The sequence below is a fragment of the Stenotrophomonas sp. YJH_SMC_27 genome, assembly GCF_059369815.1.
The window spans coordinates 1-26,043 of record NZ_JCAFTA010000008.1 but is presented as its reverse complement, the minus strand read 5'-3'; the positions used below and the strand labels follow the sequence as shown (position 1 = coordinate 26,043).

General features: G+C 67.9%; 16 protein-coding genes and 1 rRNA gene. 6 read left to right on the top strand and 11 right to left on the bottom strand.

What is annotated here, in order from left to right; all coding sequences use genetic code 11:
• Positions 1 to 75 precede the first annotated feature (75 nt).
• From AC5P7R_RS12880 to glyQ, 6 genes are all read right to left on the bottom strand, one after another.
• Positions 76 to 3,534 carry a hybrid sensor histidine kinase/response regulator gene (locus AC5P7R_RS12880; RefSeq protein ID WP_021203539.1) on the bottom strand — a complete coding sequence of 1,153 codons (3,459 nt, stop codon included), beginning with the start codon at positions 3,532 to 3,534 and terminating at the stop codon, positions 76 to 78.
• Positions 3,535 to 3,740: 206 nt separating this feature from the next.
• Entirely contained in the window at positions 3,741 to 5,888 is a 2,148-nt protein-coding gene (locus AC5P7R_RS12875; RefSeq protein ID WP_188250636.1) for a S46 family peptidase, read from the bottom strand.
• A gap of 189 nt (positions 5,889 to 6,077) precedes the next feature.
• Positions 6,078 to 9,932: a translocation/assembly module TamB domain-containing protein gene (locus AC5P7R_RS12870; protein WP_021204692.1), complete on the bottom strand. Its 3,855-nt coding sequence runs from the start codon at positions 9,930 to 9,932 to the stop codon at positions 6,078 to 6,080.
• On the bottom strand, positions 9,929 to 11,725 hold the full coding sequence (locus AC5P7R_RS12865) for an autotransporter assembly complex protein TamA (RefSeq protein WP_019661765.1): 1,797 nt from the start codon (positions 11,723 to 11,725) through the stop codon (positions 9,929 to 9,931). The genes AC5P7R_RS12870 and AC5P7R_RS12865 overlap by 4 nt, the downstream gene beginning before the upstream one ends.
• Before the next feature lie 206 nt (positions 11,726 to 11,931).
• Positions 11,932 to 14,007 carry a glycine--tRNA ligase subunit beta gene (gene glyS / locus AC5P7R_RS12860; RefSeq protein WP_227853707.1) on the bottom strand — a complete coding sequence of 692 codons (2,076 nt, stop codon included), beginning with the start codon at positions 14,005 to 14,007 and terminating at the stop codon, positions 11,932 to 11,934.
• A 73-nt stretch (positions 14,008 to 14,080) separates the two neighbouring features.
• On the bottom strand, positions 14,081 to 14,992 hold the full coding sequence (glyQ, locus tag AC5P7R_RS12855) for a glycine--tRNA ligase subunit alpha (protein ID WP_019661767.1): 912 nt from the start codon (positions 14,990 to 14,992) through the stop codon (positions 14,081 to 14,083).
• 83 nt (positions 14,993 to 15,075) lie between these two features.
• Here glyQ and AC5P7R_RS12850 point away from each other — a divergent pair, with 83 nt between their 5' ends.
• The 3 genes from AC5P7R_RS12850 to AC5P7R_RS12840 are packed head-to-tail and all read left to right on the top strand — an operon-like array spanning position 15,076 to position 18,590.
• The gene (locus AC5P7R_RS12850; RefSeq protein WP_227853706.1) at positions 15,076 to 16,911 is read left to right on the top strand and encodes a GspE/PulE family protein; all 1,836 of its coding nucleotides are present in this window, start codon (positions 15,076 to 15,078) and stop codon (positions 16,909 to 16,911) included.
• Positions 16,883 to 17,629: a glutamine amidotransferase gene (locus AC5P7R_RS12845; protein ID WP_134732171.1), complete on the top strand. Its 747-nt coding sequence runs from the start codon at positions 16,883 to 16,885 to the stop codon at positions 17,627 to 17,629. The genes AC5P7R_RS12850 and AC5P7R_RS12845 overlap by 29 nt, the downstream gene beginning before the upstream one ends.
• 49 nt (positions 17,630 to 17,678) lie before the next feature.
• Entirely contained in the window at positions 17,679 to 18,590 is a 912-nt protein-coding gene (locus AC5P7R_RS12840) for a BPSS1780 family membrane protein (protein ID WP_019661770.1), read from the top strand.
• 85 nt (positions 18,591 to 18,675) lie between these two features.
• Here AC5P7R_RS12840 and tatC read toward each other — a convergent pair whose 3' ends face one another.
• The 4 genes from tatC to AC5P7R_RS12820 all read right to left on the bottom strand — a co-directional run bounded on the left by tatC (position 18,676) and on the right by AC5P7R_RS12820 (position 21,092).
• A complete protein-coding gene (tatC, locus tag AC5P7R_RS12835) occupies positions 18,676 to 19,425 on the bottom strand; it encodes a twin-arginine translocase subunit TatC (protein ID WP_058979271.1) in 750 nt (249 codons plus the stop codon).
• Complete coding sequence (tatB, locus tag AC5P7R_RS12830) at positions 19,422 to 19,883, bottom strand: Sec-independent protein translocase protein TatB (protein WP_019661771.1); 462 nt, start codon at positions 19,881 to 19,883, stop codon at positions 19,422 to 19,424. The genes tatC and tatB overlap by 4 nt, the downstream gene beginning before the upstream one ends.
• A 15-nt stretch (positions 19,884 to 19,898) precedes the next feature.
• Positions 19,899 to 20,126 (bottom strand): Sec-independent protein translocase subunit TatA, encoded by a 228-nt coding sequence (tatA, locus tag AC5P7R_RS12825; protein ID WP_026347229.1) that lies wholly within the window; start codon positions 20,124 to 20,126, stop codon positions 19,899 to 19,901.
• A 75-nt stretch (positions 20,127 to 20,201) separates the two neighbouring features.
• A complete protein-coding gene (locus tag AC5P7R_RS12820; RefSeq protein WP_019661773.1) occupies positions 20,202 to 21,092 on the bottom strand; it encodes a lipid-binding SYLF domain-containing protein in 891 nt (296 codons plus the stop codon).
• A 165-nt stretch (positions 21,093 to 21,257) separates the two neighbouring features.
• On the opposite strand from AC5P7R_RS12820, the gene hemH reads away from it, so the two are divergent.
• The 3 genes from hemH to AC5P7R_RS12805 all read left to right on the top strand — a co-directional run bounded on the left by hemH (position 21,258) and on the right by AC5P7R_RS12805 (position 25,467).
• Entirely contained in the window at positions 21,258 to 22,220 is a 963-nt protein-coding gene (gene hemH / locus AC5P7R_RS12815) for a ferrochelatase (RefSeq protein WP_019661774.1), read from the top strand.
• The gene (locus AC5P7R_RS12810; RefSeq protein WP_019661775.1) at positions 22,217 to 23,071 is read left to right on the top strand and encodes an alpha/beta fold hydrolase; all 855 of its coding nucleotides are present in this window, start codon (positions 22,217 to 22,219) and stop codon (positions 23,069 to 23,071) included. Before hemH ends, AC5P7R_RS12810 begins: the two co-directional genes overlap by 4 nt.
• A gap of 290 nt (positions 23,072 to 23,361) precedes the next feature.
• Positions 23,362 to 25,467, top strand: a complete 2,106-nt coding sequence (locus AC5P7R_RS12805) for a methyl-accepting chemotaxis protein (RefSeq protein WP_021204699.1) — start codon at positions 23,362 to 23,364, stop codon at positions 25,465 to 25,467.
• A 479-nt stretch (positions 25,468 to 25,946) separates the two neighbouring features.
• On the opposite strand, the gene rrf is transcribed toward AC5P7R_RS12805, so the two are convergent.
• Positions 25,947 to 26,043 (bottom strand): 5S ribosomal RNA (rrf, locus tag AC5P7R_RS12800); the annotation flags it as partial.

Genomic DNA, 26,043 nt, shown 5'->3' with positions numbered 1-26,043 from the left:
TTTGTATAGCGATGGCTATATCGGCGCCGTGCAGCGCGCGGAAGCCGAGCATAGGCTCGGCTCTACAGTTGCCAATCAGGCGTCGCTATTGCCGGCATCGCGCAGCGCGCCCAGGAAGGCGCGCAGCGAGGCCGGCTTGATCGGCTTGGTCAGCACGCGGTAGCCGCGTTCGCGCGCCATCCGCTTCAACTCGTCGCGACCATCGGCGGTCAGCAGCGCGCCGGGCAACGGGTAGCCCGCAGCCTCGCGAAGTGCCACCAGCGCATCCAGGCCATCCATGCGGTCGTGCAGGTGGTAGTCCACCAGCATCACCTGCGGGCGCTCGGCGATCTTCTCCAGCGCCTGGTCGACGGTGGCGGCAGTGATCACCTGCACCTGCCAGCGGCCGAGCAGCGCGCGCATGCCGTCGAGGATTTCCTCGTCGTTGTCCACGCACAGCACCCGTAGGCCCGCCAGCGAATCGCTGCGCACCGGTGTGGCCACGGCCTGGGTCGCCTTGGCAGGCTCGGTGTAGCCGGGCAAGGGCGCAACCCGTGGCAGGATGATCGAGAACATCGAACCCTTGCCGACCCGGCTGCGTGCGTTCAACCGATGATCGAGCAGGCGCGAGATACGCTGGCATATCGACAGGCCCAGGCCCAGACCCTGCTCTCCCCAGTCGAACGGCTGCTGGTAGCGGTGGAACTCGTCGAAGATCTGCCGCATATGGTGTTCGGGAATGCCCGGGCCGGTATCCCATACCTGCAGCTCCACTTCGTCGCCACGCTGGCGCACCGCCAGCACGATGCGCCCCTGGCGGGTGTAGCGCAACGCGTTGGCCAGGAAATTCTGCAGCACGCGGCGCAGCAGGCGGCGATCACTGCGCACCCACGCCGGGCGCGCGAACAGGTCCAGGCGCAGGCCACGACCGGCGGCGACCGGCGTGTACTGCGCCGCCAGTTCGCGCATCAACGCACTCACGTCGAACTCGCCGATCACCGGGTGCAGGCCACCGGCATCCAGCCGCGACACGTCCAGCAGGCCATCCAGCAGTTCTTCGGCCGCGCGCAGGGACGCATCCACGCGTTCGGCCAGGTGCTTCTGCTCATCGCTCACGTGGTCGCTGTCACGCAACGCCGAAGCGAACAGGCGCGCGGCGTTCAGCGGCTGCAGCACGTCGTGGCTGATCGCCGCCAGGAAGCGCGTCTTCGACTGCTGTGCGACCTCGGCCTCATGCGAGCGCTCGGCCACGCGCTGTTCCAGCGTCTCGTTGGCTTCAAGCAGCGCCTTTTCGGCGTGCTTGTAGTCGGTGATGTCGTTGTAGCTGGTCACGTAGCCGCCGCCGGGCAGCGCCTGGCCGCGCATCTCGATCACCTTGCCGTCGCTGCGGGTGCGCTCGAACACGTGCGGCGAACCGGCGCGCATGTAGCCGATGCGGCGGTTGATCTGTACTTCGATATCGCCCTCGCCCAGCTCGCCGCGCTCGGCGTTGTATCGGATCAGGTCGGCCACCGGGCGGCCCACGTAGAGCATGCCGTCGGGGTAACCGAACATGTCCTGGTAGCGGCGGTTCCACGCGGTCAGGCGCATGTCCGGATCGACCACGCTGACCCCGGCGCTGATGTTCTCCAGCGTGGTCGACAGGATCTCGCGGTTGAAGCGCAGTTCCTGCCCGGCTTCGTCCAGTACCGCCACCACTTCACCCAGGTCCATGCCCGAGCCACGCAGCAGGCTGGTGAGCAGCAGGCGCGCCGATGCCGCACCAATCGAGGCGGCCAGCAGCCGTTCGGTGAACTGTACCCAGGGGCGGTCCGCAGGCGCCGAGGACTGAAGCTCGCGCCCCAGCGACTGTGCCTGCTCGAAAAACGAACGCCGCGCGTGGCGCTCTCCGACCACGCGCGAGGCCAGTGCCAGCAGGTCGCCCACATGCACGTGGCCGGGCCAGCCGCCGGCCACCGACGGGCGCTCGGCGTAGGGGTCGAGGAACGGCGCGGCGCGCAGCCGCTCGTCCACACCGGGGCGCCAGCGCGCGGACACCAGCATCATCGTCGCCGCGTTGACCAGCAGCGACCAGAACGTGCCGTGGGTCAGCGGATCCCAGCCGGTCATGCCGAACAGCTGCTGCGGACGCAGCCACTCGATGCCGAACGGACCGTGCTGCACCCAGGCGGCATCAACCCAGCCGGCCATGGTCATCGCCGGCAGCAGCAGCGTGTACAGCCAGGTCGCGAAGCCGAGCAGCATGCCCATCTCGACGCCGCGACGGCTGGCGCCACGCCAGTACAGGCCGCCGATCAGGCCGGGCGCGAACTGCGCTACCGCCGCGAACGCCATCAGGCCGTACGAGGCCAGCGTGCTGTCGTTGCTGCTGGTGCGGTAGTAGCTGTAGGCCATCAGCGCCAGCAGCAGGATCGCCAGGCGGCGGATCCACAGCACGCGCGAGGCAACGTCGGCCGCCTCCTGGTGGTCGCCGCTGCGACGCAGCAGCACCGGCATCACCAGGTCATTGCTGACCATGGTGGCCAGCGCGATGGACGACACGATGACCATGCCGGTGGCCGCCGAAAAGCCGCCCACGTACGCGATCAGCGCCAGTGCGTTGCGGCCCTCGGCCAGCGGCAGGGCCAGCACCATCGAGTCGTCGGCGACGCTGCCGCCGGTGCCGAACAGGGTCACGCCGGCGGTGGCGATCGGCAGCACCATGCCCGAGATCAGCACCAGGTAGCCGCCGAACATCCAGCGCGCGCGGCGCACGTCGCGCACATCGCCGCACTCGACCACGGCCACGTGGAACTGGCGCGGCAGGCAGATGATGGCGAGGAAACTGAGCAGGGTCTGCGAGATGAAGCCCACCGGCGGCAGGCCGGTGAACAGCGTATGCACTGACTCGACCACCGCGTCGGTGCGGTTGCTCAGCCAGAGGTAGGCGAACACGCCCACGGCCAGCATCGCCAGCAGCTTGATCACCGATTCGAAGGCGATCGCCAGCATCATGCCGTGGTGGTGCTCGGTGGCATCGACCTGGCGGGTACCGAACAGGGTGGCGAACAACGCCATCAGCAGCGCCACGTACAGCGCGGGATCGGTGAAGAAGCCGGTCGGGCCGGTGTTGCCGGTCAGGACCTGCAGGCTCATCGCCACCGCTTTGTACTGCAGGGCCAGGTACGGAATGATGCCGATCAGCGCGATGATCGCCACCAGCGCCGCCAGCCGCCGCGAGCGGCCGAAGCGCGAGGAGATGAAATCAGCAATGGAGACCACGTTCTGGCTGCGCGCGATCAGCGCCAGGCGCTCGATGATGCGCCAGCCGAACAGCAGCAGCAGCAACGGGCCGATGTAGATCGGCAGATAGCCCACGCCATTGCGCACAGCGGTGCCGACCGCGCCGTAGAAGGTCCACGACGAGCAGTACACGGCCAGTGCCAGGCTGTAGACCACCGGCCGCAGCCACGGCCGGTCGGGATACATCGGCCGACGGTCGCCCCACCACGCCACGCCGAACAGCAGCGCAGCATAGGCAACCGAGACCAGCAGCAGGATCCAGCTGGAGACCACGCGCGCGTTTCCGTCAGGACAGGGGTCAGTAGATCACGACCGCTGGTCGTGCGGGTAGGTCATGGCGGTGGGTCACGACCGTTGGTCCGTCTGGTGGGTCACGACCGTTGGTCGTGACGGGGACATCCGTGCCCACTGACAGTGGGCACCTACCGGGAATCAATGGGCACCCACCAGGAAGCGGTGGGCGCCTGCCAGGTACCGGTTTACTGGGCCGGCACGCCCATTTCCTTCAGCAGCTCGGGTGCCGGGTAGACCTTGGCCAGCAGCCAGCGCAGGTAGCGCATGTCCACGTGCACGGCGCGCTTGTAGCGCGGGTCGAACCACCAGCTGGCGCTGACCGATTCCCAGTTGCTGTCGAAGTTCAGGCCGATCAGTTCGCCCTTGGCGTTGAGCACCGGCGAGCCGGAGTTGCCGCCGGTGGTGTCCAGGTTGGTCAGGAAGTTGACCGTCTGGGTCTTCAGCGCCGGGTCGGCGGTGCTGCCGAAGTCACCCTTGGCGATCGCGGCCAGCAGCGGCTTGGGTGCGTCGAACGGATAGGCGTTGGTGTTCTTCTCGACGATGCCGGCCACGGTGGTCACCGGCGAGTAGGTCACGCCATCGCGCGGGTGCAGTGCCTCGACCCTGCCGTAACTGATGCGCAGGGTGCGGTTGGCATCCGGGTACACGGCGCGGCCCTGCTTGGCACGCCAGGCGAACAGCGCCTGCATGTACGCCGGGCGCAGGCGCAGCTGCTCGCCTTCGCGGGTCTTGCTCTCGTTTTCGATGCGCAGCTGCGCGGCCACCAGCGGGCCGGCCACGGCGATCAGCGGATCGGCGGCCAGGGCCTTGCCTTCGCGTGCGGCGGCAAAGCGCGACAGGCGCTGCGCCTCATCGCCCAGCTGGGTTCCGGCGTACAGGGTGTCCAGCGCCGTGGCCAGCTGCTGCGGGGTGCGGCCGAAGGCCGCGTCGAACTCGGCCACGCGCTGCGCGTCCGGCAGCTGCTGGTAGCGGGTCAGCAGGGTGGTCAGCAGGGCCTTCTCGACCTCCGGCGCGTAGCGGCGCTGGACCTGCTTGAGCACGCCTTCGATCATCGCCTGGTCGCGCTGCTGGTAACCGCTCTCGCGCTGCGCGTCAGGCTTGGCCGATTCGATGCGCAGGCGCTCCAGCAGCAGCGCAGAGCGCAGCAGCTGGCTCTGCGCGGCGATCTGGTCCAGCAGCAGGTCACGCTCGCCCACCGCCGCGCCCTGCGACAGGTTGGCCAGCAACGCCTTGATGTCGCCCTGGTACTTGCGGTCGGTCGCGGCCAGCATCGCGGTCTCGTCGGCGGCACGCTGGGCCTTGGCGTCGCTGCGCAGCAGGCCTTCCAGTTCGCCAGCGGCGCGCTTGCGGTTGTTCTTCAGCGACTGCAGCTGCGAGGCATAGCGGGTACGCGCCTGCGCGTCCTTGGCGGTGGCGGCCTCGATGGTGTCGATCATCTGCTGGAACACCGACACGCGGCGCGGCAGCACGGCATCGATCTGGCCGGCGAATTCGGCCGCGGTGCGGTGGCGATAGGTGATGCCCGGGTAGCCGGCCAGCATCGCGTAATCGCCTTCCTTCGGGCCTTCCACCGACATCTGCAGGTGCGCCGGTGCCTGGTAGGGCACGTTGTCCTTGCTGTAGGCGGCCGGCTTGCCGTCCTTGCCGACATAGGCGCGCAGCAGGGTGAAGTCGCCGGTGTGGCGCGGCCACATGAAGTTGTCGATCTCGTCGCCGTAGTTGCCGATCGCGCGCGGCGGCGCGTACACCAGGCGCACGTCGCTCAGTTCCAGCTGGGCGATGCGATAGAAATCGGTGCCGTAGTACATGTTGGCAACCGAGCAGCGCACGCTGCCGTCCTTCTCGCACTCGGCCACGATCTGCTTGCTGGCCGCATCCACCGCATCGAAATAGGCGCGACCGGTCTTGCCACGCGCCTGCGCCAGCACCTGGTCGGTCACCTTGTCGAAGCCGACGGTGACCAGCACGCGGAAGTCCGGGTTGGCCGGACGCTCGTCGGCACGGTCCTTGGCGATGAAGCCACCGTTGATCAGGTCGTGCTCGGGCGAGCTGTTGTACTGGATCACGCCCATCGCCACGTGGTGGTTGGTCAGCAGCAGGCCGTCGGCGGACACGAACGAACCGGTGCCGCCACCGGCACGCACCACCGCGCTCAGCGGCGGCGCAGTGACGTTGGCCAGGTCGGCCGGATTGCCCTTGAAGCCTGCGGCCTGCAGCGACTTGGCCAGTTCCGGCAGCTGGGTCGGCATCCACATGCCTTCGTCGGCGTGAGCACCGGCGGCGAGGGTCAGGCCCAGGGCCAGGGCGGTGGGAAGGGCTTTGCGTGGTGACATGAGGCAATCCGGTACGACAGAACAGCCCGGGACCATAGCCGCTGGGGCCGGATGGGGCAACGGCCGATGGTTGGGGGCACGTACCTGTAGAGCCGAGCCCACGCTCGGCTGCTCTTCTGCCCGCCCCACCTTCCCGCGCTGCGCGCGGAAGCCGAGCATGGCTCGGCTCTACAGGGATGCCACGGCGGGTTATTTCTCCCGCCGCCAGTTGATCGACCCACGGTTTTCCACCGTGCTCGACTCCACTTCCACATCAAACCCGCGGCGCAGCAGGTACTTCAGCGTGATCACCGAACCTGCGCCCACCAGCGACACGCCGTAACCCACGTACAGCTTGGGCGAGATGTACTTGCCGACGCCGATCACCGAGCCGCCCAGCGCGCGCGACTGGCTCACGCCGGCATCGTCCAGGCCCAGCTTGGCACCCAGCTGCGACGCCAGCAGGCCACTGCCGGCCGAGAGCGCCGCCGAGGCCGCGTTGACCTGCTGCGCCTGGTCGCTGCTGGCGCCGGTCAGGCTGCGTCCCAGAACCAGATAGGCCAGTGCCTCGGACTGCGACATCGCAGGATCGGACCACACGTCGGCACGCGGTTGCTGGGCACGCCCGGTCACGTCGATGCCGGCGGTGACATCACCGATCCGTCGCTCGGCACGGATGTTGATGCGCGGGTCGGACACCGCGTTGTAGTTCCAGTTGAGGTTGCCGCGGGTGATGGTCAGGTCCTGCCCGTACGCCTTGTAGCGGCCGCTCACTTCCAGGCCGCCATTGGCGGTCATTTCGCGGCCGGGCTTGGCCCAGACCTGCATCTTGCCGGTCAGCGCGCCCTTCAGGCCGAACCCGGTCATCTTCACCTTTTCGCCGAGGCTGACGGTCAGGTCCATGTCCAGCGGCGAGGTGCGCGACTCTTCCGGATCAGCCGGATCCAGCACGACCACGTCTTCGGACACCGAGGTGCCACGGTCCAGGCGCTCCAGGTCGATGTCGGCCTCGGGCACGTGGACGGTACCGCGCAGCTCCATCGCTGCCTTGGCCAGGGTGAAGTCGAGGTTGGGGTTGGCGACGATGCGCAGTTCGCTGGTGTTGGACAGCAGCACGTTCTCGCCGTGGATCTTCAGCTGCAAGGGCTGCGCATCACCGAACCACGACAGGCCACCGTCCACGTACAGCGTGCCCTGGCCGGAGTTGGCCTGCGCGGTGATCTTGGCTGAACCGTCGGGCTGGGCCACGAAGCTGCCCTTGCCCTGGTCGAAGGTCAGGCCCAGCGCGGGGAATTCGCCCTTGAAGTTGCTCAGCTGCGCGTCGCCACCCAGCGACGGCTGCCCGCGCGTACCGCGCAGGCTCACGTGGCCCTCGATCAGGCCGGTCGGGCGCACGATGTCCGGCGAGAACAGCTCCAGCCAGTACAGCCGCGACATGTTCAGATAGAGCTCACCGTTCAGTGGTGCACTGGCTTCCCAGCCGGTCTGCATCTTCGCGTCGACGAAGCCGTTGCCCTGGAAGCCCATGCCCAAGTAGCCCTTGATGCTGGACGGGGTCATGTCGAGCTTCAGCGAGAACTGGTCATAGCGCACCAGTTCGCCGCGGGTGGTATCGCCCACGGTGTTGCGGTTCTCGCCCAGGCGCACGCCGCCTTCCTTCGAGCGCACTTCCACATGGCCTTCCCAGGCCGCGCCACGCGGGCGGATCTGCGCGTCCAGGCTGACGTCGCCGCGCAGATAGATGCGGCGGCCGGACTGCGGCGGCAGCCACGGCTGCACCAGCGCCAGCGGCAGCGCGTCACTGCGCACCACCAGGCCTTCGCGCGGCCAGTTGGCCTGTGCGCACAGCGCGCCGCTGCTGGCGGCGGCCAGGCAGGCTTCGGACAGGGTGTAGGTGCTGCCGTTGATCGCGAACGCCGCCGGTGCACGCAGCGACCACGCATCACCCTTCACCGGTGCGATGCGCAGCGAGGCCAGCTCGCCGCGCCACTGCGTGCCCTGCTGGCGCACGCTGCCCTGCAGCTCGATCGCCCCCATCTCGTTGCGGGTCTGCGCAGCCAGGCGCAGGTTGGAGACACTGCCCTGCGCATCCACGTTCAAGCGCTCCAGCAGCATGCCCGCGTTGACCTGCTGGCCCTGGATCGCCAGCGTGCCGCTGTCGCCGCGCCACGGCAGGCGGCCCTTGATGCTCACGCTTTCGGCGCCGTAGCCGTCCCAGTTGAGGTTGTTGCCGACCAGGTCGGCGGTGATGTCCGGCGCGTCGCGCGGGCCCTTCACCTGTACCTGGCCACGCAGGCCACCATCGGCACCCGGCAGCAGATCGCTCAGCTGCAGCGGTTCGAAACGCGCATCGATATCGAGGCGGTCGCCGACCTTGCCCGACGCGGTCACCCGGCTGCTGCCCAGCGACAGCTTCAGGTCGCCCTGGCCCTGCGCGCCCTGCAGCGCGAACTTTCCCTGCGCATCGAGATTGCGCTGGCGCAGCACGCCCTTCAGCGACGGCAGATCGACCGTGGCTTCCAGTGTGCCGGTGGTACCCGGCGGTGCGTTTGCCGGCGGCGGCAGTTGCCGTCCCTTCGAAGCCAGGTTGCCGGACAGCCGGCCGTTCCAGCCCGGCACGAAGTAGCCAGGGTCGAAGTCCTTCAGCGTGGCCTTGGCATCCCAGTCCAGCTGCGGTGCCCACGCCACCTGGCCTTCCACCTGCAGCTGTCCACCCGGCGTCTGCGCCTGCAACTGGTGGATCGACGCGGCCTGGTCGTTGCCGCGTACGTCGAAGCGCAGCTGGGCCTTCTGCTTTTCGCGTTCGACATCGGCGCGGCCGATCGCCGCCCAGGCCTTCAGGGTACCGGCCAGGCCGAAGCGTGCTTCCTTCAGGGTGACCGGCACCGGTGCGCTGCCGGCGGTGTTCGGGTCCGGTGCCGGCACCCAGGTCAGGTCACGCGCGACCACCGAGAAGTTGAGCTTCTGCTGGTCTTCCTGACTGAAATCGGCGGTACCTTCCAGCCGCGCCTCACCGCCAAGGCCCTTCACCAGCAGCGGTGAGACCTTCAGCACCTGGTCCTGCAATGACACCACCGACGGTGCCAGTTCCAGTTCCTGATCGCCCTGCTTTACCTTGCCACGCAGGTTGGCATTGCCGCCCTTGCCGGCGGCGGTGAAGTCCAGCGACAACGGCGCGATCGCCGAGCTCGCCAATGCTGGCGACAGCAGCGCCAGATCCAGCTCGTCGCTGCGCACGCTGGCGTTCCAGTTCGGGTCGGTGCGGCCATCGAACACCAGCATCGCGTGCAGTGGCTTCGGCGCGCGCCCGGCTACGGCCACTTCCATGTGCGACAGGTCTCCGCGGGCGACCAGGCCCACCGTGGCGGCCGTGCGCCCACGCGGTGCCGGCAGCACGGCAGTGACGGTCACGTCGGTGTCGTAGTCCTTGGCCGGGATGTAGCGACCCTGGGCGGTGAAGTTGCCCATGTCGCTGTCCACCACCAGCCTGCGTGCCTGGAACTCGCCATTGGCGATCTCGATGCCACCACGCACGCGACTGATGTCGATCACCGGCTCGTTGGCCTGGCTGATGCGGAAGCCGTCGATGGCAATGGCGTCGGCCTGGATCGCCAGCGGCATCTCGATCTGCGGCAGCGAATCGGGCCACGACGGCAGCTTGAACGGCTCATCGCTCTTGGCCAGGTTCAACGTCGCGTTGCTCAGCTCCAGCTTGTCCAGCAGCAGCTTGCGGCCCAGCAGCGGGCGCAGGTCCGGCTCCAGGTAGGCGCGCTCGGCGTGGAAATGGATGTCGTCGTAACGGAAGTCGACGTTGTACAGGGTCAGCGGCCCTGCCACCGGGCCGTCCACCTTGTCCCAGGTGAAGCTGGCACCCACCGGGAGGCGCGCCACCACCTGGGCCAGCAGTACGTCACGGCCGGCCACGGTCTGCAGCAGCCAGTACACCGCCAGCAGGGCCAGCAGCACCAGGCCCAGCACGCCCACGCCGGACCAGGCCCAGAAGCGGCGGCGGCGGTAGAAACGCACGCGCGGCGGCCTGTTCGGAGTCGGTGCGGGGGCACTCACAGGTCCGCTCCGATGTTGAGGTACAGCTGGAACTGCGAATCCGGGTTGTTCAGGCCGTGCGCGATATCCACCCGCACCGGGCCCACCGGCGATTTCCAGCGCACGCCGAAGCCGACGCCGGTATGCAGGTCGATGGTGTTGTCAAAGGCACTGCCGGTATCGACGAACACCGCCGCACCCCAGGGGCCACCGTTGAAGTAGTGCTCGTACTCGGCCGAGCCGATCACCAGGTTCTTGGCACCCAGCGCATACTTGTCCGGCTTCGGCGTACGCGGGCCAACCTCACGGTAGGCGTAGCCGCGGATGCTGCGGTCACCACCGGCGAAGTAGCGCAGGCTCGGCGGCATCGCCACCAGGTCGCTGGTCCAGGTGGTGCCACCCTCGCCGCGCAGGATCAGGCGATTGCTATCGCCCACCGGGATGTACCAGCGCAGCACGGCATTGGCCTGCACGAAGCTGGTGTCCGAACCCGCACCTTCCACACCGGCGCGCATCGTTGCCGTACCGCTGACGCCCTTGCGCGGGAACAGCTCGTCATCGACGTCGACGTAGTCGGCGACCAGCTGCGGGTAGACCAGCGTCGAGGTGTTGTAGACCGCGTCGGTGAATTCGGTGCCCGAGGCATAGCGCCAGCGCTCGCGCAGCGCGTTGATCGAGGCGATCGCGGTCCAGTGTTCGTTGATCTCGCCGCTGCGGCTGGCGATCAGCTTGAAGTTGCGCAGGTCGATGTAGTCGGTCTGCTCGTCGTAGGCGCTGGCAGCGAAGGTGTACCAGCCATCAAGCCAGTTGAAGGCTGGAATGCGGTAGCTGGTGATCAGGCTCTTGCGCTTCTGCGCATAGTCCAGCTGCGTGTTCATCTTGTGGCCGCGGTTGTTCAGGAACCGCCGCTCGATGCCACCACGCACACCCGGGCCACTCTCGCTGCCGTAGCTCAGGCCCGCGGTGTAGATGGTGCGCTTGGCGCGCGTCAGCTTCACGTCCACCGGCACTTCGCCGTTTTCGTCGGCCTGGTCCGGGCGCGGCTGGATGTCGATCACGCTGAAGTAGTCCAGCTTGGTCAGCGACTCGCGCAGCCGGTCCAGCTTGCCCTCGTGGTAGTAGCTGCCCTGCTCCCAGTACACCAGCGGGTCGAACAGCTTGTCGACGAAGTAGTCCTGCTGGAAGCGCACCGGGCCCATGTTGTAGCGGCGGCCGCTGTCCCAGGTCAGGTCGATGTCGGCCGCGTTGTCGGCGCGGGTGATCTGCACCTGGCGCTGGGTGTAGTCGGCATCGAAGTAGCCACGCTCGGCCAGGCGCCGGGTGATGGTGATCTTGCTGGCTTCGTACTGGGTGTGCTCGAAGCGCTGGCCCTTGCGGGGCTTGAATGCGGCCAGGTCGTCCTGCAGGTACTGGTCGTACATCGCCGGGCCGGTGATGTCGATGTGCTCGCGGCGCACGGTCACCGGGGCCCCTTTGTCGACATGGATGAGCACGCGAACGTGCTCATCCTGGCGCGGCGCCTCGACCTTGATCACCGGGTTGTAGTACCCGAACGGTTCCAGCGCCTGGCGGGTCTGCCGCTCGGCCTGCGACAGCAGGTACTCCAGGCGCGATTCACCCTGCTCCTTGCCGATCGTGTCGAACAGCGACAGCGATTCCTGGATGTTCTCGATGATTGCGGCGTCGTCGCCCTTGTCCAATCCCTTGATGTCCACCTTGTCGATGGTGCCGCGCGCGTGGGCCACGGAGGTGGCGGCCAGCGACAGGACCATCAGCGGCAGGGCGTATTTCTTTGGCTGCATGCGGCACAGCATACCGACCGGAGGTGACGATGCGAAATGCATCACGTCGTTGGAGATCGGTTGTTAAGTGGCGGTCAAAATACGCGCCTTTGTGGCGATCATCGGGATCGCACGCGAGGATGCCGACGTCGCGTGCGGCGACGGCGATGATCCCGATGGACATCCGCCGGCGATGTTCCGGTAGTGCCGGCCAGCGGCCGGCACTACCGATACGGGCGTCAGCTCGACAGATGCTCGATCGCCGCCACCTTGCCCAGGCGCTCGCCCAGCATCGTCAGCAGCGCCAGGCGGTTGCCACGCAGCGCCGGATCCTCCGCGTTGACCATCACGCCATCGAAGAACGCGTCGACCTGCGGGCGCAGGCGCGCCAGGCGCGCCAGCACGGCCACGTAATCCTTCTGGTGCAGGCTGGCGCCGGTGTCATCGATGGCCGCGGTGACCGCCTCAGCCAGCGCGCGCTCGGCATCTTCCTGCAGCAGTGCCGGGTCGATCTGGGCCGGGATCTCGCCCTCGGCCTTGCGCAGGATGTTGCGGATACGCTTGTTGGCCGCGGCCAGCGCTTCGGCTTCCGGCAGCGCGGCGAAGGTGCCGATCGCATCCAGGCGGCGGTCAAAGTCATACAGCGAGGCGGGCTTCAGCTCCGCCACGGCGTTGAAGTGCGTGGCCGGCACGCCCTTGTCAGCGTAGTAGCCCTTCAGGCGGTCAAGGATGAAGTCGTACAGTTCGCCGATGTCGGCCTGCACGTTGCGCGCGGCCAGGCCGGCGTTGGCACTGGCCAGCAGCGCGCGCAGGTCCAGCTCGAAGCCGCTTTCGATGATCGTGCGGGCCAGGCCCAGCGCGTTGCGGCGCAGGGCGAACGGGTCCTTGTTGCCGGTCGGCTTCAGGCCTGCAGCAAAACCACCGGCCAGCGTATCCACGCGTTCGGCGATGGCCAGCACCTTGCCCAGCGGCGACAGCGCGATGTCATCACCACCGAAGCGCGGCTGGTAGGCCTCGTCGATGGCCAGCGCAACCTCGGCCGATTCACCACCTGCCACGGCGTAGTGGCGGCCGGCGATGCCCTGCAGTTCCGGGAATTCGTTGACCATGCGCGACTGCAGGTCGTTCTTGGCCAGCTCGGCAGCCCGCTTGGCCTGCGCCGGATCGGCACCGACCTGGGCTGCGATCACTTCGGCCAGTGCGGCCACGCGCGCCACCTTGTCGGCCACGCTGCCCAGCTTGGCCTGGTAGGTCACCGTCTTCAGGCCCTCACCCATCGACACCAGGCCCTGCTTCAGATCCTCGTCGAAGAAGAACTTGGCATCGGCGAAGCGCGGGCGGATCACCCGCTCGTAGCCCTTGGCCACTTCGGCCACGTTCTTCGACTCGATGTTGGCAATGCCGATGAACTTCTCGGTCAGCGTGCCGGCCGCATCCAGCACGGGGAAGAACTTCTGGTTGATTTCCATCGTCTCGATCAGCGCTTCCTGCGGCACCGCCAGGAACGCGGGCTCGAAGCTGCACAGCACTGCCGACGGCCATTCGACCAGGTTCACCACCTGCTCCAGGTTGTCCTCGGTGATGCGGGCACTGCCACCGGCCTTGGCTGCGGCAGCTTCGACCTCGGCGACGATGCGTGCGCGGCGCTCGCTCGGATCGACCAGCACGAACGCGGCGCGCAGCGCTTCAACGTAGTCCTGCGGCTGTGCCAGCGACACGGCCTGGTCGTGGTGGAAGCGGTGGCCACGGCTGACACGGCCGGCCTGCAGGCCGAACAGTTCGGCCTCGACCACAGTGGCACCGTGCAGCAGCACCAGCCAGTGCGCCGGGCGCGCGAAACCCCAGGCGTGATCGCCCCAGCGCATCGGCTTGGGAATCGGCATCGCCGCGATCGCCTCGCGCAGGATCTCCGGCAGCAGGCTGGCGGTGCTCGCGCCCGGGGTCACTGCGCGGTGCACGAAGCGCTCACCCTTGTTGTCGGTGGTCTTCTCCAGCGCGGTCCAGTCGATCCCGGCCTTGGCGGCGAAGCCCTGCAGGGCCTTGGTCGGCTGGCCTTCGGCGTCCAGCGCGATGTTCAGGTACGGGCCCAGCACTTCGCTGTGCTGTTCCGGCTGTTCCAGGCCGACGCCCGGCAGCAGCACGGCCAGGCGGCGCGGGGTGGACAGCGGGCGCGCATCGCCCAGTTCCAGCGCGATGCCACGCTTGCGCAGGCCTTCGACAACACCGTCAAAGAAGGCTTGGGCCAGGCCCGGCAGCGCCTTGACCGGCAACTCTTCGGTGCCCAGTTCAATCAGCAGGGGGGACAGTTGGCTCATCGTTTCAATCCTGTGGTGGGGGCGCAGCGCGCGACGCGTCCGGCGCCCCGGAGTAAGGGGGAGAGCGCGGCCTTCAGGCCTTCTTCGCGCCCGGGAAGCCCAGCTTCTCGCGCTGTTCGTAATACGCCTTGGCCACCGCCTGGGCCAGTGCGCGCACCCGCAGGATGTAGCGCTGGCGCTCGGTCACGCTGATCGCCCGGCGCGCATCGAGCAGGTTGAAGGTGTGGCTGGCCTTCATCACCTGCTCGTAGGCCGGCAGCGGCAGGCCTACTTCCACCAGCTTCTGCGCTTCGCGCTCGCAGGCGTCGAAACGGTGGAACATTTCTTCCACGTCGGCGTATTCGAAGTTGTAGGTGCTCTGCTCCACCTCGTTCTGGTGGTAGACGTCGCCGTAGGTCACCGGCTGGCCGTCCGGGCCGTAGGTCCAGACCAGGTCGTAGACGTTGTCGCAGTTCTGCAGGTACATGCACAGGCGCTCGAGACCATAGGTGATCTCGCCCAGCACCGGGCGGCATTCCAGGCCACCGGCCTGCTGGAAGTAGGTGAACTGGGTCACTTCCATGCCGTTGAGCCAGACTTCCCAGCCGAGGCCCCACGCGCCCAGCGTCGGCGATTCCCAGTTGTCCTCGACGAAGCGCAGGTCGTGCACCAGCGGATCGATGCCCAGTGCCTTCAGCGAATCCAGGTACAACTGCTGGATGTTGTCCGGCGCCGGCTTCATCGCCACCTGGTACTGGTAGTAGCGCTGCAGGCGGTTCGGGTTCTCACCGTAACGGCCATCGGTCGGGCGCCGCGACGGCTGCACGTAGGCCGCATTCCAGCTTTCCGGCCCGATCGCACGCAGGAAGGTGGCCGGGTGGAAGGTACCGGCACCCACCTCCAGGTCGAGCGGCTGGATGAGCACGCAGCCCTGCTGGGCCCAGAACTGGTTCAGGGTCTGGATCAGGCCCTGGAAGGTGATCGGAACGGTCGGGGTCGCGGACATGCGTACGAGTCTTGGCCGGCAAGGGGGTGCGCTAGTATAACGGCCGACCTGCGGGGCATTCCGTACCCGGGAGGAGCAGGCAGATGGAACATCGGCTGCCGGTGGGCACGCCCGGCGAGCCAGGCGGCGTCCCGCTGCCGTGGGGCCGCCTGCATTTCGAGCAGGTGGGTGCGGCGCTGCTGGCCGACGGCCTGGTCGCCGAGCACGAGGGCGAGCGCATGCGGTTTTCTGCACAGGGCGCGCGCAATGCCAGTGAAGTGCACCCGCTGGTGCTGCTGTCCAACCTCAAGCTGGCCACCCGCGACGGCGGCGAACTGACCCTGGAACGCCTGACCGAATGGCTGGCCCAACGCACCGGCAACCGCTACCTGCGCATCGATCCGACCCGGGTCGACGTCGCTGCGGTCACCGCGCTGGTCTCCCACGCCTATGCCCGTCGCCACCGCTTCCTGCCGCTGGCAGTGGATGCCGAACGGGTGCTGGTGGCCACCAGCGAGCCGCTGGTGCAGGAATGGCGTCGTGACCTGCAGCACCTGACCCGCCGCCGCATCGAGCTGGCGGTGGTCAATCCGCTGGACCTGCACCGCTACACCATGGAGTTCTACGGGGTGACCCGTTCGGTGCGTGGCGCGCGCGGCGACGTCCGCGGCGAGGCCAACACCACCCTGCCCAGCTTCGAGCAGCTGGTCGAGCTGGGCCGCACCGGCGACGTCAATGCCGACGACCAGCACATCGTGCACATCGTCGACTGGCTGCTGCAGTACGCCTACGAACAGCGCGCCTCGGACATCCATCTGGAGCCGCGTCGCGAGATGGGCCGCATGCGCTTCCGCATCGACGGCGTGCTGCACAAGGTGTTCGAGGTGCCGCCAGCGGTGATGACCGCGGTGGTCAGCCGTATCAAGGTGCTCGGCCGCATGGACCTGGCCGAGCGGCGGCGCCCGCAGGATGGCCGCATCAAGACCCGCTCGCCGGGTGGCCGCGAGGTCGAGATGCGCCTGTCGACCATGCCCACCGCCTTCGGCGAGAAGTGCGTGATGCGCATCTTCGACCCGGATGCCGCGTTCAAGAGCATCGACCAGCTCGGTTTCAGCCCGCAGGAGGTCGCCGGCTGGAATGCGCTGGTCGAGCGGCCGCACGGCATCGTGCTGGTCACCGGTCCAACCGGCTCGGGCAAGACCACCACCCTGTATTCCACGCTGAAGCGGCTGGCCACGCCGGACGTGAACGTGTGCACGGTGGAGGACCCGATCGAGATGATCGCGCCGGAGTTCAACCAGATGCAGGTGCAGGCCAACATCGACCTGGACTTCGCCAGCGGCGTGCGCACCCTGCTGCGGCAGGACCCGGACATCATCATGATCGGCGAGATCCGCGACCTGGAGACCGCGCAGATGGCGGTCCAGGCCTCGCTGACCGGCCACCTGGTGCTGTCCACCCTGCATACCAACGACGCGCCCTCGGCGGTCACCCGCCTGCTCGACCTGGGCGTGCCGCACTACCTGCTCGCCAGCACCCTCAACGGCATCCTCGCCCAGCGCCTGGTGCGCACGCTGTGCCCGCACTGCAAGCAGCCGCACACCCTTGGTGCTGCCGACTGGGCGGTGCTGGCTGATAGCGATGGCGCATATCCAGATGCCGCCACGCCCTGTCGGCCGGTTGGCTGCCTGGAGTGCCGGCGCACCGGATTCCTTGGCCGCATCGGCCTGTATGAGTTGCTGCCATTGGGCTCGCGGCTTCGCGGGCAGATCCGCGCCGACATGGATCTGGCCGGTTTCAGCCGTGCCGCACGTGCTGAAGGGCTGCGGACCCTGCGCCAGGCCGGGCTTGAAAAGGTGGCGCAGGGGCTGACTACAATCGAGGAAGTCCTGTCAGTACTGCCGCCCCCGGATGAATCCAGCCCCGTTCCTGATCGTTGAAACCGGCCGACCGGTGCCGCCGCTGCGCCGCTATGGGCGCTTTCCACACTGGATTCGCGTCGCCGCCGGACTGGAAGAACACGAGACGGTGGTGGTCGATGTCGAACACGGTGATGCCCTGCCCGATCCGCATGCCTTTGCTGGCGTGCTGGTGACCGGCTCGGCCGCCTTCGTCACCGACCACGCCGACTGGAGCGAGCGTAGCGCCGCATGGCTGCGCCAGACTGCCCACGCCGGTCTGCCAGTGTTCGGCATCTGCTATGGCCATCAGTTGCTGGCCCATGCGCTGGGGGGCGAGGTGGCCTACAACCCGGCTGGCCGCGAGTCCGGCACGATCGAACTGGAACTGCAGCCGCAGGCGGCACAGGACCCGTTGTTCCAGGGCCTGCCGCAGCATTTCGCCGCCCACGCCACCCACCTGCAGACCGTGCTGCGTGCGCCCGAGGGTGCCCAGGTGCTGGCACGCTCGCCGCTGGATGGCTGCCATGCATTCCGCTGGGGCCGCCACGCCTGGGGGGTGCAGTTCCATCCGGAATTCGCCACCCACCACATGCGCGGCTACGTGCGTGCCCGCGCCGACTGCATCGGTCGCCACGGCGGCTGCGCCCGCACCATCGAGCGCGCAGTCAGCGCCGCGCCGCTGGCCCGCCAGCTGTTGCGCCGTTTCGTGCGCCAGGCGCGGCTGTCTTCAGCCCAGCCGATGGCAAAACAGGGATAATCGGCGGCACGGGCAGCCGCCCGGCCCCTCCTGTCCCTCCCGGATGTCCATGAAAGAGATTCGCAAGCTGCCGGCTTCGGCGGGCGCCCAGTGGTTGCTGGATACGTTCTCCCTGTACCGGCGTGCGCCGCTGCAGCTGGCCCGGATCGGCCTGGCCTGGCTGCTGGTGAGCTGGCTGGTCACCCTGTTGTCCACGCTGATTCCCGGCGCGGCAGGCATGGCCGTGCAGCTGATGACCCTGGCCATCTCGCCGATCATGTTCGGCGGCATGCTCTACGCCGTGGGCGAGATCGACGAAGGCCGCCCGGGCCTGGCCTCGCACTTGCTGCAGCCGATCCGCGACCACCGCGTCAGCCACCTGCTGGTGCCGCTGGCGATCCAAGTGCTGGCGGTACTGCTGCTGGGCGCGCTGCTGTTCATGATGATCGGTCGCGAGGGCTTCACCGCCTTCAGCGAGGTCATGACCAAGATGGAAGAGATCAGCCGCAGTGGCCAGCAGATCAAGCCGGACGATGCCGCCGCGCTGGTCGCCAACCTGCCGGCAAAGCGCATTGCGCTGTGGATGCTGCTGGTGTTCCTGAGCGCGGTGGCGCTGTCGCTGGCGATGTTCACCCAGCCGGCGCTGGTGGTGTTCGACAAGCAGAGCGGCATGCATGCGCTGCGCCTGAGCCTGCAGGGCTGCATCGAAAACATCGGCGCGATGATCGTGTTCGCCGCACTCGGCCTGATCGCCGCGTTCTGCATGTACATCCTGTTCGTGATCGTGATCCAGATCGCAATGCTGATCGGTGGTCCGCTGGCTGCGGCCTTCATCGCCCAGCTGGTACTGACCACGGTGCTGATGCCGCTGTACGTCGGTGCGGTCTACGCCGCGTGGAAGCAGATGTTCGTGCATCGCGGCAGCCGTGCAGCGCCGCCGATCCCGACCACGCCGACCTCGAGCGACGTGTTCCACGCCTGACCGGTCCCACCGGGAGCGCCGGGCCATGCCCGGCGGTGGCATCACATCGCACCCCGCACGCCGGGCATGGCCCGGCGCTACCGCATCACGCGGCGGGTTTCTTCACTACCGACGACGGCACCAGCCAGCGCGCGGCGTGGATGCCCAGCTCGTACAGCAGGCACATCGGGATCGCCAGCATCAGCTGCGAGACCACGTCCGGCGGAGTCAGCACTGCGGCTACCACGAAGATGCCGACGATTGCGTAGCCACGGCCTTCCTTGAACTGCTGCGGCGTCACCCAGCCCAGCAGCACCAGGATCACCATCGCCACCGGCAGTTCGAAGCTGCCGCCGAAGGCGAAGAAGATCGCCAGCACGAAATCCAGGTAGGCGTTCGCATCCGGGGTGATCGCGATCACGTCCGGGCTGAAGGTGGTGAGGAAGTGGAACACCGCCGGCAGCACCAGGAAGTAGGCGAAGGCGCAGCCGATGTAGAACAGCAGCACCGACGACACCAGCAGCGGTACGGCCAGGCGTTTCTCACGCGCGTACAGGCCCGGGGCAACAAACGCCCACAACTGGTACAGCAGCCACGGCACCGCCACGAACAGGGCGACGAAGAAGGTCAGCTTCAGCGGGGCGAAGAAGGCGCCGGCCGGGTTGGTGGCGATCATCGTCTGCCCGTTCGGCAGCTGCGACACCAGCGGTTCGGCCAGTGCGTTGTACAGCTTCTGGGTAAACGGCAGCAGCGCCAGCAGCACCACGCCCAGGCCCAGCAATGCGCGCACCAGGCGGCCGCGCAGTTCCACCAGATGCTCGACCAGCGAGCTTTCGCCGAAATCCTGTTCACTCATGGCTGGCGCTCCGTGCTCTGCGGCGGCGGTGTCGCGGCTGCTTCAGCGGGCGCGTCTGCAGCCGCCCCGGCAACGGCGCCAGCCTGGGCCGGTGGGTCCACGCCGGGCTGGGCAATCATGTGCGGCGGCAGATCGGCCTGCGCCGGTGCTCGCACTTCCTGCGCCAGATCGTCGCCCTGCTGCCGCGCCTGCTGGGCCTGGCGACGGAGCGCTTCGCCACTGGCGCGCAGCTGGTTCTCGGTGTCCTGCATGCCTTGGCGCACGTCCTGCATCTGCCGCTTGATCTCTTCGGCGTGCAGTTCGCGCTCCAGTTCCTGTTTCACCGAATCCCACTGGTTGCGGGCACGACGCACCCACAGGCCGGCGAAGCGGGCCGCCTTGGGCAGGCGCTCGGGACCGAGCACCACCAGAGCGACCACGGCAATCACCAGCAGTTCGCTGAAGCCGATATCGAACACCGCGACCGCTCCGGATCAGCGTGGGTTGCGGTCGTGCTCGTCCTGCACGGTGCGCGAGGCATCCTGGCTGCGCGACTCGTCGCCCAGCTGCGCGTTCGGCTTGTCGTCGTCGCGCATGCCCTTCTTGAATTCCTTGACCGCCGAGCCGAGGTCCTTGGCGCCACTGGTCAGGCGCTTGGTGCCGAACACCAGCAGGACGATGGCCAGCACGACCAACCAATGCCAGATGCTGAAACTGCCCATAAAGACGCTCGTTACGTTAGTGATCAGGCTGTCGAGCATAGCGCACCGGCTGTAAGCCGGCGCGCGTGACGAAAGTCAGTTCCCGCCCAGCGTTTCCGTGCGGATTTCGCCGTCATTGACCGGCTGGAAGCCCTGCTGCTGCGGTGGCGGGGTCTGCGGCACGTTCTGCAGCGGCGCCGTGGTGGCTTCCGCCGGGGCGGCCGGTGCTGCCTGAACAGGCGCCGGCGCAACCGCCGGGGCCGCTGCCGGACGCGGTGCGCTGCCGTTGCCGCTGCGGTTGCTGCGTGCAGCGTAGGTGGCCTCTTCCAGGCGGTCACGGAAGGCCACCACATCCATCGACGGCGAACCGGCAGCGCGGCCTTCGAAGATCATGCGCGGCGTGGTGTTGCTGCCGTAGGCATCCAGATTGGCGGCATCATCGATCTGCAGCACCGCACCATCCAGCGCGACGCCGGCAAACAGGCCGCGCGCGCGCGACCAGGACCAGATCTCGGCCTTCAGCTGGCCGTCGGTGGCAGCGGCGGCATTGCGGCCGACCGGGCCGGCGGCGACACCGGCATCGGCGCCCAGCGTGAACTTGCCATTGACCAGGTTGTCCAGGCTGCGGTCGTTGCGGAACACCAGCACCACGTCCGAGGACTGCACGCCGGCCTGGAAGCCGATGCTGCCGCCGGTCAGCTTCACGAACACCGGATTGGACCAGGCGCCGTTGGGCATGCGCACCGACATCAGGCCGTGGCCACGACGACCACCAATGACCAGACCGGCCTTGATCGTGTCGGGAATGACGATGACCGCGCGGCCTTCGTCGAGCAGTTTGTCCGGAATGCCCTGTTCGGGGATTTCCTGGATTTCAGCAAGCACGCGCACGGCATTGCGCGCACGCTGGTCTTCCTGCGGTCCGGCCATGGCCTGGCTGGACAGCAGGCTGGCGGCGATCAGCAGGGCTTGGATCGGGCGACGCATGGCAGGCTCCAGAAGTCAGTCCATAGGAAGATATAGCAAGTGACTGAAATTAGTAGCGTTGTCATGAATCCCCAATGAGCGTTCCCTGCTCACATTGATGCGCGCTATGCCTGCAATCCGAACCCTGCATCCCGGCACGGCGCCGGATCGGCGACAATACCGCCCATGCTCGACGCACCCGATACCGCCGTGCTGGCGGTCAACCTAGGCACGCCCGAGACGCCGACGGCCCCCGCCGTACGCCGTTACCTGGCCGAATTCCTGTCCGACCGCCGCGTGGTCGCGATCCCGCCACTGCTGTGGCAGCCGCTGCTGCGCGGACTGATCCTGCCCCTGCGCAGCAGTCGTTCGGCGGCCAAGTACGCCCAGGTCTGGCTGCCCGACGGCTCACCGCTGATGGTGCATACACGCCAGCTGGCGCAGGCCATGCAGGCCCTGTTGCCGACCCTGACAGTGCGCCATGCGATGCGTTACGGCGAACCGGCGCTGGCCAGCGAGCTCGACCGCCTGGCAGCCGACGGCGCGCGCCGCATCGTGGTGCTGCCGCTGTACCCGCAGTACTCCACCACCACCACCGCCTCGGTCGAAGACCGCGTCGATGCGTGGCAGCGCCGCAACCCAGGCGTAACCGTCAGCCTGGTGCGCGATTACTCGGTCGATCCAGGCTGGGTCGAGGCCGTGGCCGGATCGATCCGCCGCTACTGGGAGCAGCACGGTCGCGGCCGGAAACTGATGTTCTCCTTCCATGGCATCCCACAGCGCCTGGCCGACGCGGGCGACCCGTATCCGCAGCGCTGCGAGGCAAGCGCGCAGGCCATCGCCCACGCACTGGGTCTGGGCAGGGACGACTGGCAGATGGGTTACCAGTCGCGCTTCGGCCGCGAGCGCTGGCTGCAGCCGTATGCCGAGCCCAGCCTGTGGGCGCTGGCCGAATCCGGCGTGAAGCAGATCGACGTGGTCTGCCCGGGCTTTGCCACCGATTGCCTGGAAACGCTGGAGGAAGTGGCGCTGGGCTTCACCGAGACGCTGGCCGAGCGCGGCGCGACGATGCGCTACATCCCCTGCCTCAACGCCGATCCGGAACACGCTCGCGCCCTGGCGCGGCTGGCCGTGGCCTCGCTGGCATGAGTCTGCAGCCGTTTGAACTGGAGGTCGGTGGCGCGCGCGTCGCCGGCCTGCGCAATCACGGCGACGGCCCGCGCGTGCTGGCCCTGCATGGCTGGCTCGACAATGCGGCCAGCTTCGTGCCGCTGGCGCCGCACCTGTCGCCGTTGCAGCTGGTGGCCATCGACCTGCCCGGGCATGGCCACAGCGCGCACCTGCCGGCCGGTGCCAGCTACACCACGGCCGCCGCGATCTGCCACGTACTCGATGTCGCCGACGCGCTGGGCTGGGACCGCTTCAGTCTGCTCGGTCATTCAATGGGCGCCGGCATCGCCAGTCTCACCGCCTCGGTCAGCGACCGCGTCGAGCGGCTGGTGGCGATCGAAGCACTGGGCGGCCTGCGTGGCCCCGAGGAAGAAACGGCCAACCGTCTGCGTGAACATGTAAACGCCACGCGGGGACTGGCACGCAAGCAGTTGCGCGTGTTCCCTGACCTGGCCGCGCCGATCCGTGCGCGGATGATGACCAACCAGCTCAGCGAAGGATGCGCACGGCTGCTGGTCGAGCGGGGCGTGGAACCGGTCGAGGGCGGCTACCGCTGGTGCAGCGATCCGCGGCTGATGCTGCCCACCGCGATCCGCCTCAGCGAAGGCCAGATCGACAACCTGCTGCAGGCCATCGCCTGCCCGACGCAGGTAATCTATGCCACGCCTGCGCAGTCCTACTACCCCGAGCCGATGCGCAGCGAGCGCCTGCAGCACCTGCGCAACGGGCGGCTGGCGGTGTTTCCCGGCAACCATCACCTGCACATGGAAAACCCGGAACAGATCGCAGACGTGATACTGCACTTCTTCAGCAACGACAACGCCGGCTGAGTCGCGGCGTCCGCGCACTTCACTCCGCGCAGTTGCGGCCGATACATCAGTTGCGGGCCCCTGCGCCCGCCGCACGCGGACCCGGTCGGGCCTGCGGCGTGTGTCTGGTCCTGCAAGGAAGTCCGCATGCCCGCTCTGCTGCACCGTCATCCACAGGATGTGGCCACGGTGCCACGTCTGCCCGTCGCTGATCGCGTCGCATTCCCCGAATTCCCGGCACCCGCCCTCGTCACGCCCTGCTGCGTGCGTTGCGGCGTGGCCGTTGTCTTTAGCTGACCCAGGAGTCGCCGATGTCCGTTGCATCCTCCCGTCCCCCCGATACCGCCCGCCTGCCGCATCTGCAGCAGCTCGCGCGCCGCGCTGACCGCCGCCTGCTGATCGGCAGCGGGATATTGGCTATGGCTGCCCTGGTGCTGGCGCTGCGTGGGCCGCAGGCACAAGCCGCCGCGTTGGCGGCCGTCGCCGTATTGCCAGCCGCGTGGTTGGGCGGCCCCCAGGCGGGCCGGGCCGTCGCCCGCAACGGTCTGGCGTTGCTGTTGTCGCTGCAGCTGGCCGTGTTGTGCGCGATCATCAGCCTGTCACCGGCATTGCCGATTGCCCTGCTGCTGGGCGTGCTGCTGGGCCACCGTGATCGCCTTCCGGTGTGGCTGGCCGGTGGCGTCGGTACGCTCTCCCTGCTGGCACCGCTGCTGGACGGTACTGCGCTGTGGCCGGCGCTGCTGCAGGCCGCGATGCTGGCCGGCCTGACCCTGTTCCTTGGCCAGGTCGCACTGCGGCTCCGCCAGCAGACCGAAGCACTCGGCCACGGTCCCCGCCGGCTGGCCGCGCTGGCGCGCGACATCGCCACCGGCGCCGATCTTGGTGCACATGCTGACACCACCGCCTACGCACCAGGTTCGCTGGCCCATGCGCTGGCCGACACCGCACGCCATGTGCAGGCCCAGCGTGGACGCGAAGCGGAGGCACACGCCGAGAACGCGCAGATCCGCCAGGCCCTCGATGCCTCGCGCACCGCGATGATGATTGCCGACAACGATCACGTGATCCGCTACGTGAACCGCTCGGTGGTGGCCCTGCTGCGTAACCAGCAGGCAACGTTGCGCCAGGCCTTCCCCGATTTCGATGCCGAGCGCCTGGTCGGTAGCAGCATCCATCGCTTCCACGCCAACCCGGACCGGATCCGCGCCATCCTCAATGGCCTGCAGGTCAGCCACAACGGCAAGGTACAGATCGGCCCGGTGCACTTCGCACAGGTGGTTACTCCGGTCTTCGACGCACAGGGCGTGCGCCTGGGCTTCGCCGTGGAGTGGCATGACCGTACCCATGAGCTCGCGTTGGAGAACGCCGTCGCCGGCATCGTCGCGGCCGCCGCCGCCGGCGACCTCGACCAGCGCCTGCAGGCAACCGAAGGTGCCAGCTTCCTCGATGGCCTCACCGGTGGCATCAACCAGTTGCTGGATACGTTGGGCAGTACGGTTGACGAGGTGCGGCAGATGCTCTCGGCGCTGGCCAGCGGCGACCTCGATCGACGCATGCATGGTGAGTATCACGGCGCCTTTGCCGCGATCCAGCGCGATGCCAACGCCACCGCCGGCCAGCTGGCGCGCATGGTGGGCCGTATCCAGCAGTGCGCGTCCTCGATCAGCACCGCTGCGAGCGAAATCGCTGCGGGCAATGGCGCGCTGTCCGAGCGCAGCGAGCGCCAGGCAGCGCACCTGCAGGAAACCGCCGCTTCGATGGAAGAGCTGACCGCCACCGTGCGCCAGAACGCTGCCCATGCGCGCGAGGCGAGCCAGCTGGCAATCACCACCCAGAGCGCCGCCAGCGACGGCAACGTCGCCATGCAGCGGGTCGTCGACACCATGCAGGCGATCGAGGGAGCCTCGAAGCGGATCGGCGACATCACTGGCGTGATCGATGGCATCGCCTTCCAGACCAATATCCTCGCGCTCAACGCGGCAGTGGAGGCCGCCCGTGCCGGCGAGCAGGGCCGCGGCTTCGCGGTGGTGGCCAGCGAGGTGCGCGTGCTGGCGCAGCGCTCCGCCGCCGCCGCACAGGAAATCAAGAAGCTGATCGATGAGGCGGGTCGCCAGGTGGGCGAAGGTGCCCAGCTGGTGGCCGATGCGGGCCAGCGGATGCAGGGCATTGTCGGGGGCGTTGAGAATGTCAGCCACCTGATGCACGAGATCTCGGCGGCATCTCAGGAGCAGTCGGTTGGCATCGAGCAGATCAACCAGACCGTGGTGCAGATGGATCAGGCCACGCAGCAGAATGCGGCGCTGGTGGAGGAGGCCACCGCTGCCGCACGTGAGCTGCAGTCGCAGGCTGGGACGCTGACTGAAGCGGTGTCGGTCTTCCGCCAGCAGGAAGCACACGAGGTCCCGCGGGCCGCCTGATCAGGGTCTGCCAAGCGAGTGGATGAGGACGGCGCCCGCAGGGCGCCGTCTTTTTATGCGTGACCTGCCCCTGGTAGTGCCGGCCGCTGGCCGGCAACCGATTGCTGTGTGGGCCTGCTGTTGGTAGCGGCCAACCTTGGTTGGCACCGCTGCTCCTCGCAGGGGGTATCCACGCATGGCGTGGATCTACCGGGCGATGTAATGCCATCGGGTTGCCGGCCAGCGGCCGGCACTACCCGGTGTTTACCGCGCACAAAGTTGCCGGCCGCTGGCCGGCAACCGATTGCTGTGTGGGCCTGCTGTTGGTGGCGGCCAACCTTGGTTGGCACCGCTGCTCCTCGCAGGGGGTATCCACGCATGGCGTGGATCTACCGGGCGATGTAACGCCATCGGGTTGCCGGCCAGCGGCCGGCACTACCGGCGTTTGCTACGCACAAAGAAAAACCCCGCTGCGTGAGCAGCGGGGTTTTGGGTGTAAACCCTGGCGATGACCTACTCTCGCATGGCTTGAGCCACACTACCATCGGCGCAGCTGCGTTTCACTTCCGAGTTCGGGATGGGATCGGGTGGTTCCAC